This window comes from Salegentibacter lacus (assembly GCF_020164555.1).
Taxonomy (GTDB): domain Bacteria; phylum Bacteroidota; class Bacteroidia; order Flavobacteriales; family Flavobacteriaceae; genus Salegentibacter; species Salegentibacter lacus.
Window position 1 is genome coordinate 181,780 of the sequence record NZ_JAIQZB010000002.1, and the last position, 16,230, is coordinate 198,009.

Genomic DNA, 16,230 nt, shown 5'->3' on the forward strand with positions numbered 1-16,230 from the left:
TTTTTAAACCAATTTATGAGTAAATTACTGATTGTAGGCACTGTAGCCTTTGACGCTATTGAAACCCCCTTTGGGAAAACCGATAAAATTCTTGGAGGTGCAGGCACCTATATTGGGCTTTCGGCTTCACAGTTTAATGTAGACAGTGCAGTGGTATCTATTGTGGGAGACGATTTTCCACAAAAATACCTTGACCTGCTTACCAAAAACAATATAAATATAGATGGAATTGAAGTGGTGCCCGGTGGAAAAACCTTCTTTTGGAGCGGACGGTACCATAACGATTTAAACTCCAGAGATACTTTAGATACACAATTAAATGTACTTGCCGATTTTAACCCGGTAGTACCAAACGCTTACAAAGATGCTGAAATTGTAATGCTGGGAAACCTGCATCCTTTGGTACAACTTAGCGTTTTAGAACAAATTGAATCTCCAAAACTGGCAATCCTGGACACCATGAATTTCTGGATGGATAATGCCCTGGAAGATTTAATGAAAGTTATTGCCAAAGTAGATGTTATCACCATTAACGATGAAGAAGCAAGACAACTTTCAGGCGAATATTCTTTGGCGAAAGCTGCTAAGAAGATCGCTACGATGGGTCCAAAATATGTAGTGATTAAAAAAGGAGAGCACGGTGCATTATTATTTCACGAAGAGCAAGTGTTTTTTGCTCCCGCTCTACCGCTGGAAGAAGTTTTTGATCCAACCGGTGCCGGCGATACTTTTGCAGGTGGTTTTGCAGGTTATCTTGCAAAAACAGGAGACATTAGCTTTGAGAATATGAAAAACGCAATTATCTATGGCTCCAATCTCGCATCTTTTTGTGTAGAGAAATTTGGAACCGAGAGGATAGAGGAACTTTCGGGTGCAGAAGTAAATTCGCGCCTCGCAGAGTTTAAGAAATTAACTCAATTTGAAATAGCATTAACCTAAACTTATGCCCTGAATTTTCAGGGCATTTTTTATATAAAGCAGGAATAAAATCTGCCACGAATTATGAGTGACGCTTTAAAACACGAATGTGGAATTGCCCAAATACGATTGTTAAAACCCCTAGAGTACTATAAAGAAAAGTATGGTACCGCCTTTTACGGGATTAACAAAATGTATTTAATGATGGAAAAACAGCATAACCGCGGCCAGGATGGCGCCGGTTTTGCCAACATCAAATTAAATACAGCTCCGGGAGACCGTTATATAAGCCGAATTAGATCTAATGCGGCACAGCCAATTCAAGATATCTTCGAGCAAATTAACGGCAGAATTAACGACGAAATTAAAGAGAATCCTGAGTATGCCGATGATGTTTCGCTTCAAAAAAAGAACCTTCCTTATGTAGGGGAAGTTTATCTTGGCCACGTTCGTTACGGAACTTTTGGGAAGAACAGTATAGAGAGTGTACATCCATTTCTTCGCCAGAATAACTGGATGCACCGTAATCTAATTGTTGCCGGGAATTTTAATATGACCAATGTGAACCAGCTTTTTAATAACCTGGTAGAACTTGGGCAGCACCCAAAAGAAAAAGCCGATACCGTTACGGTTATGGAAAAAATTGGTCACTTTTTAGATTCGGAAGTTCAAAAACTTTATAAAAAATTAAAAAAAGAAGGTTTTTCCAAAGTTTCGGCTTCACCTATAATTGCTGAAAAATTAAACGTTGCTAAAATCCTTAGAAAGTCTTCTAAAAACTGGGATGGAGGTTATGCCATGGCTGGTTTACTAGGTCACGGCGATTCTTTTGTTTTACGTGATCCCGCAGGAATACGCCCTGCTTATTATTATAAAGATGATGAAGTTGTAGTTGTCGCTTCAGAAAGACCGGTAATTCAAACAGCTTTCAATGTAGATTTTAATGATGTGCACGAACTTCCGCCGGGACACGCCATTATCACCAAAAAAAGTGGAGAAGTAAATATCACCCAAATTTTGGAGCCGCTGGAACGAAAAGCCTGCTCTTTTGAGCGTATATATTTTTCCCGCGGAAGTGATGCCGAGATCTATAAAGAACGAAAAATGCTGGGGCGCTTATTAATGCCCGAGGTTTTAAAATCAATAGATCACGATACCATAAATACGGTCTTCTCTTTTATTCCAAATACTGCTGAAACCAGTTTCTACGGAATGGTAGAAGCGGCACAAGATGAATTAAATAGGCAGAAAAACGAAGCGATTCTTGCAGAAAAAGACACTTTAACCGATGCGCGACTTCAGGAAATACTTGCCCACAGGTTACGTACCGAAAAAATTGCGATCAAAGACGTAAAGCTTAGAACTTTTATTACTGAAGATAGCAGCCGGGACGATCTTGTAGCACACGTTTACGATGTAACCTACGGCGTGGTAAAACCTGAGGACAGCCTGGTAATTATTGACGATAGTATTGTTAGGGGAACTACTTTAAAAAAGAGCATCATTAAAATGATGGACAGGTTAAACCCAAAACAAATTGTAGTGGTTTCTTCGGCCCCGCAAATTCGTTATCCAGATTGCTATGGTATCGATATGGCACGACTTGAAGATCTTGTTGCTTTTAGAGCTGCCCTGGAACTTTTACAGGATAATAATCAATACGATATAGTAGAGAAGGTTTACGAAAAATGTAAATTACAGGTAGATCTTGCCGATGTGGAAGTGAAGAATTTCGTCAAAGAAATTTACGAACCTTTTACAGATGAGCAAATTTCAGATAAGATTTCAAAATTACTTTGTGACACCGATGTTAAAGCAGACGTAAAGGTGATCTATCAAACAGTAGATAATTTGCACACCGCCTGTCCTAAAAATTTGGGAGACTGGTATTTTACAGGGAACTATCCAACTTTTGGTGGGAACCGTGTGGTGAATAGAGCTTTTATTAATTTTTACGAAGGAAACGAAGGAAGAGCCTACTAAATGCACTTTAACAAGTTTTTCTGCCTTTCGTCTAAAATGATTTTTTGCAGGAATAAGTTTATATACTTTAGCAGAACCATAAACATAAGTAGGTTAAGTTCATGGTAGATTTGGGGCAAAAAAAGGTGGATCTAAAAATCCGCCTTTTTTTATTTTTACACGAATTCGAAACTCCACTGAAAGAAAAAAATTCTCACAAAGAATTGACAACAAATCTAAAGATTTCTTACACTATTTATTGATTTTCAGTATTTTAACAGATAATTTGGTTTTTAGTCTAAAAAATTTGTGAACAAAATTTATTCAATATACTTTAGAGTCACCATAACATAAGTAGGTTAAGTTCATGGTAGATTTGGGGCAAAAAAAGGTGGATCTAAAAAATCCGCCTTTTTTTATTTTAAACATTCTTGCAAAAAAAAGACCGCTCAAATGGCGGTCTTTTTACTATATGAAATATAACTTAGTTATTATTTCTGCTTCGCATATCTGCTTCCAACTTCTTTCCAGTCAATCACATTAAAGAAAGCTTCAATATAATCTGGACGACGGTTTTGATAATTTAGGTAGTATGCGTGCTCCCAAACATCAAGACCTAAAACAGGGGTTCCTCCACAGCCTATTCCAGGCATTAATGGATTATCCTGATTTGCGGTAGAACAAATTTCTACTTTCCCACCATCGTGAACACAAAGCCAAGCCCATCCAGAACCAAATTGTCCTGCAGCTGCTTTGGAGAATTCATCTTTAAAAGCTTCAAAAGAGCCATATGCGCTATCTATTGCTTTTGCAAGATCGCCTTCTGGTTTTCCGCCACCATCTGGAGACATAATTTCCCAAAATAACCTGTGGTTGTAAAATCCGCCACCGTTATTTCTTACAGCGGTATTAGATTTATCAAGATTTTCAAGAATGTTCTCTATGGTTTTACCTTCAAGGTCGGTCCCTTCAATTGCAGCGTTCAATTTTTTAGTGTAACCTGCGTGGTGTTTTCCATGGTGAATTTCCATGGTTTTAGCATCTATATATGGTTCTAATGCATCGAATGCATATTTTAACTTTGGTAACTCAAAAGCCATTTTTGTATATTTTTTTAGTGATTAGTAATAAATTCTCTCAAATTTAGGTATTACGCTATTTAATAGAAACATTTTAGTGTTATAAAATACTTAAAAGCCTACCTATAGTACAAAACTTTTTTACTTTACCTTTAAAAATTGTAATCTTCTTAAAACTTCAGCCTTCTTGAATAACAACTTTACTATTTACAATGCTTCAGCGGGATCGGGTAAAACATTCACCCTGGTTAAAGAATATTTGCTCCTCCTGTTCAAAAGCAATAAAAGTGACGCTTATAAAAACATCCTTGCAATTACCTTTACCAATAAGGCGGTAGATGAAATGAAATCCAGGATTATAAGCAGTTTAAGGGATTTTACTGCGGAAGAAACCTCGGCTACCAATAATCCGCTTTTTAAAAATCTTGCTGAAGACACCGGTTTATCTGAAACCGAGCTCAAAACAAAGGCTGCAAAGATCTTAAAAAGTATCATCCATAATTACGCTGCTTTTGAAGTTTCCACAATAGACGGTTTCACCCACAGAGTCCTTAGAACTTTTGCTAAAGACCTCGGTCTTCCGGTAAATTTTGAAATTGCACTTAATACCCGGCAAATCCTGATGGAAGCCGTAGACCGACTTATAAACAAAGCCGGAACCGATAAAGACCTTACCAAAGTGCTTATCGCTTTTGCCATAAGTAAAACCGACGATGATAAAAGCTGGGATATCGCAAAAGACCTTTTTGAAATTTCTGAATTACTCATTGGCGAAAACCACCAGGAAGCACTGAAAAAACTTAAAGGAAAAACTCCCGAAGATTTCCGGAAATTTAAAGAAAGAATAAGTTCAGAAATAAAGAAAACTGAAGCACTAATCGCAGAAACCAGCCATGAATTTTTCGATCTGGTTGAAAGCAATAGTATAGAAGAAAAAGATTTTAGTGGCGGATATGTTTATAAGCATTTTGTAAAGTTAAGGGATCAAAAAACCATAGACGGTTTTGAGAAATCCTGGATGCAAAAACTGGAAACAGCTCCGCTTTATGCAAAATCAAATAAAAATCAGGCTGCAAAGGATGCCTTGGATAGCATTCAGTCCTTGATCGTTAGCCTCTTTGAAATTTCTAAAAGAGCTTACTTAAACCTGGATTTTCTAAGTGCAATCAGAAAAAATCTAACCCAACTTTCTTTACTTAACGCTATAAACCAGGAAGTCGAGCTTATAAAAAAAGAGCGGAACCTTATTCTAATTTCCGAATTTAACCCAAAGATTAGTGCGCAGGTTAAAGATCAGCCGGCCCCATTTATTTACGAAAGGCTCGGGGAGCGCTATCAAAATTATTTTATAGACGAATTTCAGGACACTTCGCAAATGCAGTGGGAAAACCTGATTCCGCTAATTGATAATAAACTTTCTTCCGAAAACATTCAGGATCCTGCCAGCGCAATGCTTGTCGGGGATGCCAAGCAATCTATTTACCGGTGGCGTGGCGGAAAAGCCGAACAGTTTATAGACCTTTGCCTGGATACCAACCCGTTTAGTATTGAAAAGCGAATAGAGAACCTGCCAGACAATTACCGAAGCGGAAGCCAGATTGTAAATTTCAACAATAGTTTGTTTAGCTATGCCTCTGGCACTTTACAACATCCGGCTTATTCAAATTTATTTCAGGAGAGCAGTCAAAATCCGAAAAAAGGCGATTTTGGCTATGTAAATATCGATTTTATTGAAGCAGAGAATGTTGCTAAAGAACACGAAATTTATCCTGAAAAGATCCTGGATATCATCCAAAATTTAGAGCATAAAAATTTTAAAAAAGGCGATATCTGCATCTTAACCAGGAAAAAGAAAGAGGGTATTACTATTGCTAGTTATTTAAGCGAACATAATATTCCAGTAGTTTCTTCGGAAACCTTACTGGTTGCCAATTCCCCTGAAGTGAATTTTATCGCTTATTTGTTAGAATTTTCTTTAAGCCCAAAAGACAAAACTTTAAAGCTGGAGCTTTTTGATTTCCTGGCAGATTTTCTGGAAATAGAAAACCGCTACCCTATTATTTCGGCGAATTTACCAAAAGACGGAAAAGCATTTTTCCACTGGTTAAAGGATTATGATATCGATTTTGACCTAAATGAAATAAGGCAACTTTCGGTTTACGAAGCCGCAGAATATATTATCAGGAGTTTTTCGCTGGTAGAAACTTCAAATGCCTATGTGCAGTTCTTCCTGGATTTTATCTTTGAAAGCACGCAAAAAGCAACCGCAGGAATATCCGATTTTATTGATCTCTGGCTTCAGGAAAAAGAGAGTTTAAGCATTGTGGTACCAAAAGCTGAAGATGCCGTGCAAATTATGACCATTCATAAATCTAAAGGATTGGAATTTCCGGTTGTGATCTATCCATATGCAAATTCAGATTCTAAAAGCACGAGAATGGATTCGCTTTGGTTACCAATGGAGCCGCCTTTAGATGAAATTCCTATGAATTACCTAAGCGCATCAGATAAAATGCTGAATTGGGGCCCAAAAGCTTCAGATATTTATACCGAATTAATCCATCAAAAGGAACTCGACACCTTAAATGTGCTGTATGTTGCTTGTACCCGGGCTTCCCAGCAGCTATATTTATTGAGTAAGAAAGAAATTGATTCCAAAGGCAACGAAAAATCTTATAAAACTTCAGGTTTATTGATCGGTTTTTTAAAAGAAATCGGGAAATGGGATGCTAATATTAATACTTACGAATTTGGTAAAATTGGCATTCCAAAAACTTCCGAAGAAACACATTCAGCAAATATTATTTCCGAGAAATTTTATTCTTCAGCAACACAAAATCAGGCGGTGAATATCGTTACCAAATCAGGAATGCTTTGGGACAGTAAACAGGAAGAAGCGATTGAAAAAGGAGAAATTCTGCACGAATTACTGGCGCAAATAAATTATAAAGAACAGGTAAAACCCGTGGTTGCCCAAGCTGTAAACGACGGAATAATTACTAAAGATTCAGCAGAAAAAATTGAGAAATTACTTCTTGAAATCACCAGCCATCCTCAACTTTCAAAATATTATACAGAGAACGCTACAAGTTTTAACGAACGCGATATTCTAACTCCGGAAGGAAAAAGACTAAGACCGGACAGAATAAATTTTTCGGGAAACATGGTGAATATTATAGACTATAAAACCGGAAAGTTTGATGTTTCTCACGAAACTCAAATTAACAGCTATGCCGGGATTTTAGAAGAAATGGGTTATCACATAGGCAGCAAAAACCTTGTGTATACAAATAAAGCGCTTAAAGTGCGCCTTGTTTAAAAGAAATGTAAATTTGCAAAAAACAGAAAATTATGTACGGAAAGATAAAAGAACATTTACAAGAGGAACTAAAACAAATTGAAGAAGACGGCCTTTTTAAAAAGGAACGAATAATTACCGGTCCTCAAGATGCGGTGATTAAAATTTCTACCGGAGAGGAAGTAATAAACTTTTGTGCTAATAATTACTTGGGGCTTTCTTCCCATCCAGAAGTTATACAAGCGGCAAAAGATACTATGGACACTCACGGATTTGGAATGTCTAGTGTTAGATTTATTTGTGGAACCCAGGATATTCATAAAGAACTGGAGCAAAAAATAGCCGATTTTTACGGAACGGAAGACACTATTCTTTACGCTGCCTGTTTTGACGCCAACGGTGGAATTTTTGAACCACTTTTAACCAAAGAAGATGCGATAATTTCAGATTCGCTAAACCACGCCTCTATTATTGATGGTGTGCGATTATGTAAGGCAGCAAGATATCGTTACCAAAATGGCGATATGGCCGATTTGGAAAAACAACTTCAGGACGCTAACGAAAAAGGAGCAAGGTTTAAGCTTATCGTAACCGATGGTGTTTTCTCTATGGACGGACTTGTAGCTCCATTGGATAAAATTTGCGATTTGGCAGACAAATATGATGCTCTGGTAATGATTGACGAATGCCATGCTACCGGCTTTATTGGAGAAAAAGGTATTGGAACCCTGGAAGAAAAAGGGGTTATGGATCGTGTAGATATTATTACCGGGACTCTTGGTAAAGCACTTGGAGGTGCTATGGGCGGTTATACTACTGCTAAAAAAGAAATTATAGAATTACTTAGACAGCGTTCAAGACCATATTTATTCTCAAATTCCCTTGCACCTTCTATCGTTGGAGCTTCGCTAAAGGTTTTTGATATGCTTAAAAATGATAATAGCTTAAGAGAAAAATTAAAAAGTAACACCCAATATTTCAAAAAAGGTATTAAAGATGCCGGTTTTGATATTATAGATGGAGAATCGGCTATTGTTCCGGTAATGCTATATGACGCCAAATTATCTCAAAAAATGGCAGAAAGGCTACTGGAAGAAGGTATTTATGTAATAGGATTCTTTTATCCGGTAGTACCAAAAGAAAAGGCGAGAATAAGAGTGCAACTATCTGCCGCACACGAACAAGAACATTTAGATAAAGCTATTGCAGCCTTTACTAAGGTTGGTAAAGAGTTAGATATTATTTAGCCTCAATGTTAAAGGATGACTGAAATTTAAAATAAAAAATCAGCAAAAATAAAGCTTTACAAATCTTAAAAAGCTCTCAAAAACGCCATTATCTAAGGGTTTATTAAGAAAACTTTATTATTTTATGCTTTGCCGATAAGCTTTAACAGTCTACTTTTGTTAACAATTAACACTTAAAACTAAACTATTGAATATGAAACATCTTAGCAAAATTTTATTCGCTACAATGTTGGTTCTGGGCATTACTTCGGTATCTGCACAGGATGCTAACAATCCCTGGGCTATAGGGATCCAAACCAACGCGGTAGATTTTCACCCTACCACTGATGTAGGAGGAACTTTTGATGATTATTTTAACGTTGGAGATCACTGGAATATCTTACCATCTATGTCAAGATTAACAGTAGGCCGTTATATTGGCAGCGGTTTTGTATTTGAACTTGCAGGTTCTGTAAATCAAATTGAACAATATGGTGCTGAAAGTGTTCCACAAATGGCATATTATGGTATAGATGGGTCTTTTAACTATAGCTTAAGAGCTTTACTTAATGATGGATGGCTTGATCCTGTTGTTGGTATTGGTGGTGGTTACACCAGCATTGCTGATAATGGCGATCACCCTATTTCAGATCTTGGTGCTGCAACTCTTAACGGTAAATTCGGTTTAAACTTCTGGTTTACAGATAATATTGCTTTAACCCTTGAATCTAACTACAAACACGTTTTTGATGTTGATGGTGCTACACACTTTCAACACGCAGGTGGTGTGAAATTTATGTTCGGTGGAACTGACTCTGACGGAGACGGTATCTACGATAAAGATGATGAATGTCCAGAAACTCCAGGTTTACCTGAGTTTAACGGATGTCCAGATTCTGACGGTGACGGAATTGAAGACCGTATGGACGCTTGTCCTAATGAAGCTGGTTTAGCTGAATTTGACGGATGTCCTGATACCGATGGTGACGGAATTGCTGATCCTAATGATGACTGTCCTGAAGTAGCCGGATTGGCTGAACTTAATGGATGTCCTGATGCTGATGGTGACGGTGTTGCCGATAACGAAGATGACTGTCCTAACGAAGCTGGTCCTGCTGAAAACAACGGATGTCCTTACGAAGATATGGACAACGATGGCGTTTTAGATAAAGATGATGATTGTCCTGAAGTTGCTGGAACTGCAGCTAACAACGGATGTCCAGAACCAGACGTAGAAGTTATTTCTGAATTGAACGAATATTCTAAAACTGTGTTGTTCGACTTGAACAAGGCTACTATTAGAGATGATTCAAAAGAAGCTTTAGAGTCTATTGCTGAAATCATGAACGAATATTCAAATACAATTTTCCATATTGAAGGTCACACAGATAGTACTGGTAGCGCTGAATACAACGAGAAATTATCTCGTGAGCGTGCAGCTTCTGTTGAATTATGGCTAGAAGAAAATGGTGTGCCAAGCAGCAGATTAACTTCTGAAGGTTATGGTGAAGAAAGACCAATTGCAACTAACAATACGGCTGCCGGAAGACAGGATAACCGTAGAGTTGAAATTTCTTTAGACAAGAATAAAGAAGTAAAGGATTCTGATTCCTCTATGGAATAATTAATCTGATAATTACTTAAAGAATTATTATAGAAAAACGCCTCGGTTTCCGGGGCGTTTTTTATTTTTAGGCTATGGTATCTTTTATTTCAGGAGTTCTTAAGGAACTCATTTCTTCAGAAGAAAATATTTCAGAAATTATTTTTATTCTTCCCAGCAAACGTGCGGGAAGTTTTCTCCTAAAAGAACTTTCTTCGTTAAGCGGAAATCACATTTTCGCGCCCAAAGTTTATAGTATTGAGGAATTTACAGAAGTTGTTTCTGAAACCAAAACCGTAGATAATACGCTTACACTGTTTGAATTTTATAACGTCTATAAAAAAATTACACCTTTAGAAGAACAGGAAGATTTTGAAACTTTTACGGCCTGGGCACAAAGCCTTATACACGATTTTAATGAAATAGACCGATATTTAATAGACTACAAAAGATTTTTCAATTACCTCGCAGATATACAGGATCTAAAACACTGGTCTATCCAGGAACCTAAAACCGAACTAATAAATAACTATTTATCATTTTGGAATAGTCTCCCGGCTTTTTATGAAGCCTTAAAAGAGGAATTACTTTCAAAAAACAACGGCTACCAGGGGCTCATTTATAGAAAAGCTTCAGAAAATATTCCCGAATACTCCCAGAAGAATAGCGACAAGCACGTTTTTATAGGTTTTAATGCATTAAATACTGCAGAGCAATTAATCGTTCAACATCTTTTAGAAAACGATCGTGCAGAGATTTACTGGGATCTAGATGAGGTTTTTGTAAAAGACATGCAACACGATGCTTCTCTTTTTATAAATCAATATTTAAAAGACTGGCCGGTTTACCGTGAAAGAAGAGCGAAACTAAATGTAAATGAATACAGTAAACCAAAGAATATTCAGGTTACCGGAGTTCCCAAAAACGTGGGACAAGCCAAATATCTAGGCGAATTATTAGCTAATTTAGATGAAGAAACGCTTCAGGAAACCGCACTTGTTTTGGGAGAAGAAGATCTTTTGCTTCCGGTCTTAAATAGTTTGCCGCCCAACGTTAAAGATTTAAACATCACGATGGGGTTTCCGCTTAAAAATGCGCCAATTGCCTCTCTTTTTGATAGATTATTTCAAATTCATCAAAATACCGCTTCGGCTTACTATTATAAAGATGTTATTTCGGTGATAAACCATCCTGCCTTAAATGAGATTTTGAATCAGGAAACCGAAGTTTTTATTGAAAAAATTCAGTTGGAAAACACGGTAAATCTTTCCGAAAAGGAAATAATAAGTTCGTTTTCTTCCGAAGCAAAACCTTTAATTGAAGCTTGTTTTAAAAACTGGGAGAATTCGCCTTTAAAAGCGATTGAAGCTTTTCAGCAAATAATTAATCAGATAAAAAAATACTATAAAACCGATCAGAATAAACTCGGTTTGGAGTTTTTATATCAATTCCATGTTTTATTCAATAAACTTGAAAATTTAAACGAAACCTATCCGCATTTAAAATCGGTTAAATCGCTTTACCAGTTTTATAAAGAAATAATGAGCACGCAAAGCCTGGATTTCCAGGGACGGCCGTTTAAAGGTTTGCAGCTCATGGGAATGCTGGAATCTCGGGCTTTAGATTTTAAAAATGTGATAATTTGCTCGGTGAACGAAGGTGTTTTACCTTCAGGAAAATCGGGAAGTTCGTTTATTCCTTTCGATTTAAAACAAACCTACAAACTGCCAACTTACAAAGAAAAGGACGCGGTTTATACTTATCACTTTTACCGATTACTGCAACGGGCGCAAAACGTACATTTGCTTTATAACACTGAAACCGACGGCTTAAATTCAGGTGAAAAGAGCAGGTTTCTTACCCAACTGGAAATTGAGAAACAACCTGCTCATCAAATCACTCACGCCATGGTGAGTCCCAAAGTTCATGCGATTAAAAATGAACTCCGGGAGGTTAAAAAAACACCAGAAATTATGGAGAAATTAAAATCGCTCGCCGGTTCCGGCTTCTCCCCTTCTGCCCTAACTTCCTACATTAGAAATCCATTAGATTTTTATCGTCAGTACGTTTTAGGAGTCCGGGATCGAGAAGAAGTAGAAGAAACTGTGGCTTACAACACACTGGGAACTGTGGTGCACGATAGTCTTGAAAACTTTTATAAACCACTGGAGAATAAACTACTCACTGCGGAAGATATTCAAGCTTTTAAATCGAGAATTGAAGAAGAAATCACGCTTCAGTTTAAAAAATCTTATATGAACGGGCCGGTGAACCAGGGAAAGAACCTGCTGATTTACGAAGTGGCTAAACGCTATCTCCGCAATTTTTTAAACCTGGAATTAGACCGACTTAAGACCGAAGAGATCAAAATCCTAAAAATTGAGAAAACTTTAAAATCTGAAATTAGGATAGAGCATCTTGATTTTCCGATCTTTATGCGCGGTAAAGTGGATCGTGTAGAAAGTACAAATGGTACCACCAGAATTATTGATTATAAGACTGGAAAGGTAACCCAGGATAAAATTGAAATTGTAAATTGGGAAGATCTCACTTCAGATTACGATAAATACAGCAAAAGTTTTCAGGTTTTGGCATATACAAAAATGATGCAAGATCAAAACTCCCTGGATTTACCGACTGAAGCGGGCATCATTTCATTTAAAAATTTAAAAAGCGGATTTTTAAAATTCGGCAAAAAAGATAAACCACGAACAAAAAATAAAGAAACTGCTATAAATAAGGATATTCTAGACGCATTCGAGGTAGAATTAAAGAAACTAATTATCGAAATCTGCGATCCTGAAATTCCTTTTAAAGAAAAAGAAATATAAAACCTATGGAAATTACAAAAAGAACCAACCTCCAGATAGATGGAAGACATAATAAACCCATTCTTATTGATCTGATTTTTAATGACGATAAAAAGCCTAAGCCAATCGTGATTTTTTGCCACGGTTATAAAGGTTTTAAAGACTGGGGCGCCTGGGATAAAATGGGTGAATTCTATGCTGAAAAAGGCTATTTCTTCGTGAAATTCAATTTTTCTCACAACGGAACCTCTCCTGATAGTCCAACTGAGTTCTTGAATATTGAAGCTTTTGGTGATAATAATTACGTTAAAGAGCTTGACGATTTACAAACGGTTATAGACTGGGTTTTAACCCCAGATTTTAATGAAGCGCAACAAATTGATGTAAAGAGTATCAACCTGATTGGCCACTCTCGTGGCGGTGGAATTGCCATTATAAAAGCCGCTGAAGAAGAAAGGATCAATAAACTAATTACCCTTGCCGCAGTAAGCGATTTTGCTTCGCGTTTTCCAAAGGAAAAAGAATTAGAAGCCTGGGAAAAAAAAGGAGTACAGTATATAAAAAATACGCGGACTGGACAGCAATTACCGCATCACTACCAGTTTTATAAGAATTTTAGAGAAAATAGAGAGCGATTAAATATTCAAAAAGCAACCAAGAAGCTGGACATTCCTCATTTTATTGCGCACGGAAGTAACGACACCACCGTTTCTATTGCTGATGCCGGGAATTTATTTGAATGGAGCGAAATTTCAAAACTACTTTTAGTTGAAAATGCCGATCACGTATTTGGTATTTCCCATCCCTGGAATAAGGACGAATTAACTAAAGAATTTCAGCACGTGCTGAACAGAACCTCAGAGTTTCTTGCAGCCAGCGTTCAGGATCTGAAAGACGAATACATAGATAACGACGAAGCTGATTCTTAAGTTTTTTAAAAATATATTTTCACTAAAAACGGTCTTGAATTAATTTTTAAGACCGTTTTTTATTTTAAATAAATCGTCATTCTGAATTTAGTTCAGAATCTAATATTTTGATAATCTAAACATGTTAGAAGCTGAAACAAGTTCAGCTTGACGCAATGGGACCTTTAAGTCAACTCCTTTTTTAAACCTAATTTAGATCTTCCCGATCTTGCATCGGGACGCACTAGCCAGCTTTCAATATTTTGAAAATGAAAAAGTTCGGAAATAAAAAACCACCGCAAAAAACGGTGGTTTTGTGGAGAATATCGGAGTCGAACCGATGACCTTTTGGCTGCCAGCCAAACGCTCTAGCCAGCTGAGCTAATCCCCCAATTGGAAGGCAAATGTAATAATTTTCTGTAAATTTCAACACAGAACTTTTATTTATTATTCCTGAATAAAAATGATTAGAAAAGCTAACTTAGAAGATCTCAACGAAATCAAAAAACTGACCGAAGCCTGTGCTGAAGCGCTTCAGCAGCAAAATATTCATCAATGGAACGAGCATTATCCATCCCGGGAAAAGCTTCAAAATGATATTCAGCGAGAAGAACTATTTGTTTACGAAATAGAAGAAGATCGCATTATTGCCATTATGGTACTTACTCCAAAAATGGATGCCGTGTATGAGAATATTCAATGGCTTACGGAAACCGATAAAAATTTATACATCCATAGGCTGGCCACGCACCCAAAGTTCTGGGGTAAGGGCTACGCCAGGAAAATGATGGATTTTGCCGAAGAATTTGCTAAAAATCAAAATTCCACTTCGATAAGACTGGATACTTTCAGTAAAAATATTCGGAATCTAAAATTCTATGAAAATCGTGGTTATGAAAGACTTGGCGACGTTTATTTTCCGCACAAAAACGAATATCCGTTTCATTGTTATGAAAAGAAAATGATAGAATAAAGGGAAAAAAACTGAAAAAATTGCCATGAAATTAAACCGGCGCTTAGGCTTTAAAATAAAGCATTCTATATTTGCTGTTGAAAAAACCACTTTTGGAGTCTTCCGTTAGTTTTAAAAATATAAACCGCATTGCCATTCCCGCGATTATCGCCGGAATTGCCGAACCGCTCATTTCCCTTACCGATATCGCGGTAATTGGAAATGTAGAAAATAACTCGGTTGAAGCACTTGCGGCGGCCGGGATCGTTGGTTCATTTCTTTCAGCCATTATTTGGATTGTTGCGCAAACCAAAACCGCCATTTCAGCTATTGTTTCGCAACATTTGGGTGCAAACCGACTTCACGCTGTAAAAACATTAATTCCGCAGGCTATTTATTTCAATTTTGCCTTCAGTTTAGTAATTTATTTTACCACCGCTTTTTTTGCTGAAGCAATCTTTAGCGCTTACAATGCAGAGGGTTTGATCTTGCAATATTCTGAAGATTATTATCAAATTCGCGCTTTAGGCTATCCGCTAACTTTGGTGACTTTTGCGATTTTTGGGGTATTCCGCGGATTACAAAATACGCTTTGGGCAATGAAATGCAGCCTCGCCGGTGCCGGGATAAATGTAGCGTTAGATTTCCTGCTAGTCTACGGTATAGAAGGACTTATTCCTGCAATGCATCTAAAAGGTGCTGCTTATGCCAGCCTGGCTGCGCAGGCTACGATGCTAATTATGGCACTGTGGTTTTTCTTTAAAAAAACCCCTTTCCATTTAAAATTGAGTTTTACTATTAATCCGCGGTTAAAAGGGCTTTTACTTATGGCTGGGAATCTCTTTGTAAGAACTGCCGCGCTCAATTTTGCCATTTATCTCGCCAATGCCTACGCAACAGATTATGGGAAAAACTATATCGCCGCACAGAGTATTTTAATGAATATCTGGCTATTTTTTAGCTTTTTTATTGATGGTTATGCTAACGCCGGCAATGCGATTGGCGGGAAATTACTCGGTTCACGGGATTACAAGAATCTGTGGGAACTCAGTAAAAAAATAAGCAAATACGCAGTGTTGATCGCTTTTATTTTAATGGCCATTTGCGGACTTTTCTACAACCAAATCGGTTTGGTATTTAATAAAGATATTACGGTACTGGCTATATTTTCTTCGGTGTTTTGGATTGTTCTATTAATGCAACCCGTAAATGCCATCGCTTTTATGTTCGATGGGATTTTTAAAGGTTTGGGCGAGGCAAAATACCTTCGGAACTTACTACTCGTAGCTACTTTCCTGGGTTTCACTCCTGCTCTATTAATTTCAGATTATTTCGGTTTAAAACTCTACGGAATCTGGATTGCATTTTTCGTGTGGATGCTTATACGCAGTGTCGGTTTGGTGATTAAATTCCGAAGAAAATACTTGCAAAAAGAAGTCTGATATTTCAGTGGGCAGTTTGCAGTCTCAGTTGG

10 protein-coding genes and 1 tRNA gene are annotated in these 16,230 nt (G+C 37.2%); 9 read left to right on the forward strand and 2 right to left on the reverse strand.

Features of this window, described 5'->3' with window-relative positions; all coding sequences use genetic code 11:
* The first annotated feature begins 15 nt into the window (after nucleotides 1–15).
* A complete protein-coding gene (locus LB465_RS02330) occupies nucleotides 16–939 on the forward strand; it encodes a PfkB family carbohydrate kinase (protein WP_224466561.1) in 924 nt (307 codons plus the stop codon).
* Nucleotides 940–1,002: 63 nt separating this feature from the next.
* The gene (locus tag LB465_RS02335) at nucleotides 1,003–2,901 is read left to right on the forward strand and encodes an amidophosphoribosyltransferase (RefSeq protein WP_224466563.1); all 1,899 of its coding nucleotides are present in this window, start codon (nucleotides 1,003–1,005) and stop codon (nucleotides 2,899–2,901) included.
* A 470-nt stretch (nucleotides 2,902–3,371) separates the two neighbouring features.
* Here the strand turns inward: LB465_RS02335 and LB465_RS02340 are convergent, their stop codons facing one another.
* Complete coding sequence (locus LB465_RS02340; protein WP_224466565.1) at nucleotides 3,372–3,980, reverse strand: superoxide dismutase; 609 nt, start codon at nucleotides 3,978–3,980, stop codon at nucleotides 3,372–3,374.
* A 166-nt stretch (nucleotides 3,981–4,146) separates the two neighbouring features.
* Here LB465_RS02340 and LB465_RS02345 point away from each other — a divergent pair, with 166 nt between their 5' ends.
* The 5 genes from LB465_RS02345 (at nucleotide 4,147) to LB465_RS02365 (ending at nucleotide 13,825) form a co-directional block, all read left to right on the forward strand.
* A complete protein-coding gene (locus LB465_RS02345) occupies nucleotides 4,147–7,278 on the forward strand; it encodes a UvrD-helicase domain-containing protein (RefSeq protein ID WP_224466567.1) in 3,132 nt (1,043 codons plus the stop codon).
* 32 nt (nucleotides 7,279–7,310) lie between these two features.
* On the forward strand, nucleotides 7,311–8,504 hold the full coding sequence (kbl, locus tag LB465_RS02350; protein WP_224466569.1) for a glycine C-acetyltransferase: 1,194 nt from the start codon (nucleotides 7,311–7,313) through the stop codon (nucleotides 8,502–8,504).
* Between the two features lie 193 nt (nucleotides 8,505–8,697).
* Nucleotides 8,698–10,107, forward strand: coding sequence for an OmpA family protein (locus tag LB465_RS02355; protein ID WP_224466572.1), 1,410 nt, complete (start codon nucleotides 8,698–8,700; stop codon nucleotides 10,105–10,107).
* Between the two features lie 74 nt (nucleotides 10,108–10,181).
* On the forward strand, nucleotides 10,182–12,917 hold the full coding sequence (locus LB465_RS02360; RefSeq protein ID WP_224466574.1) for a PD-(D/E)XK nuclease family protein: 2,736 nt from the start codon (nucleotides 10,182–10,184) through the stop codon (nucleotides 12,915–12,917).
* Nucleotides 12,918–12,922: 5 nt separating this feature from the next.
* The gene (locus tag LB465_RS02365; RefSeq protein ID WP_224466575.1) at nucleotides 12,923–13,825 is read left to right on the forward strand and encodes an alpha/beta hydrolase family protein; all 903 of its coding nucleotides are present in this window, start codon (nucleotides 12,923–12,925) and stop codon (nucleotides 13,823–13,825) included.
* A gap of 296 nt (nucleotides 13,826–14,121) precedes the next feature.
* On the opposite strand, the gene LB465_RS02370 is transcribed toward LB465_RS02365, so the two are convergent.
* A tRNA-Ala gene (locus tag LB465_RS02370) sits at nucleotides 14,122–14,195 on the reverse strand.
* Between the two features lie 72 nt (nucleotides 14,196–14,267).
* Here LB465_RS02370 and LB465_RS02375 point away from each other — a divergent pair.
* Both LB465_RS02375 and LB465_RS02380 read left to right on the forward strand, forming a co-directional pair.
* Nucleotides 14,268–14,777, forward strand: coding sequence for a GNAT family N-acetyltransferase (locus tag LB465_RS02375; RefSeq protein ID WP_224466577.1), 510 nt, complete (start codon nucleotides 14,268–14,270; stop codon nucleotides 14,775–14,777).
* Between the two features lie 92 nt (nucleotides 14,778–14,869).
* Entirely contained in the window at nucleotides 14,870–16,198 is a 1,329-nt protein-coding gene (locus tag LB465_RS02380; RefSeq protein ID WP_224466580.1) for an MATE family efflux transporter, read from the forward strand.
* Nucleotides 16,199–16,230: the final 32 nt, after the last annotated feature.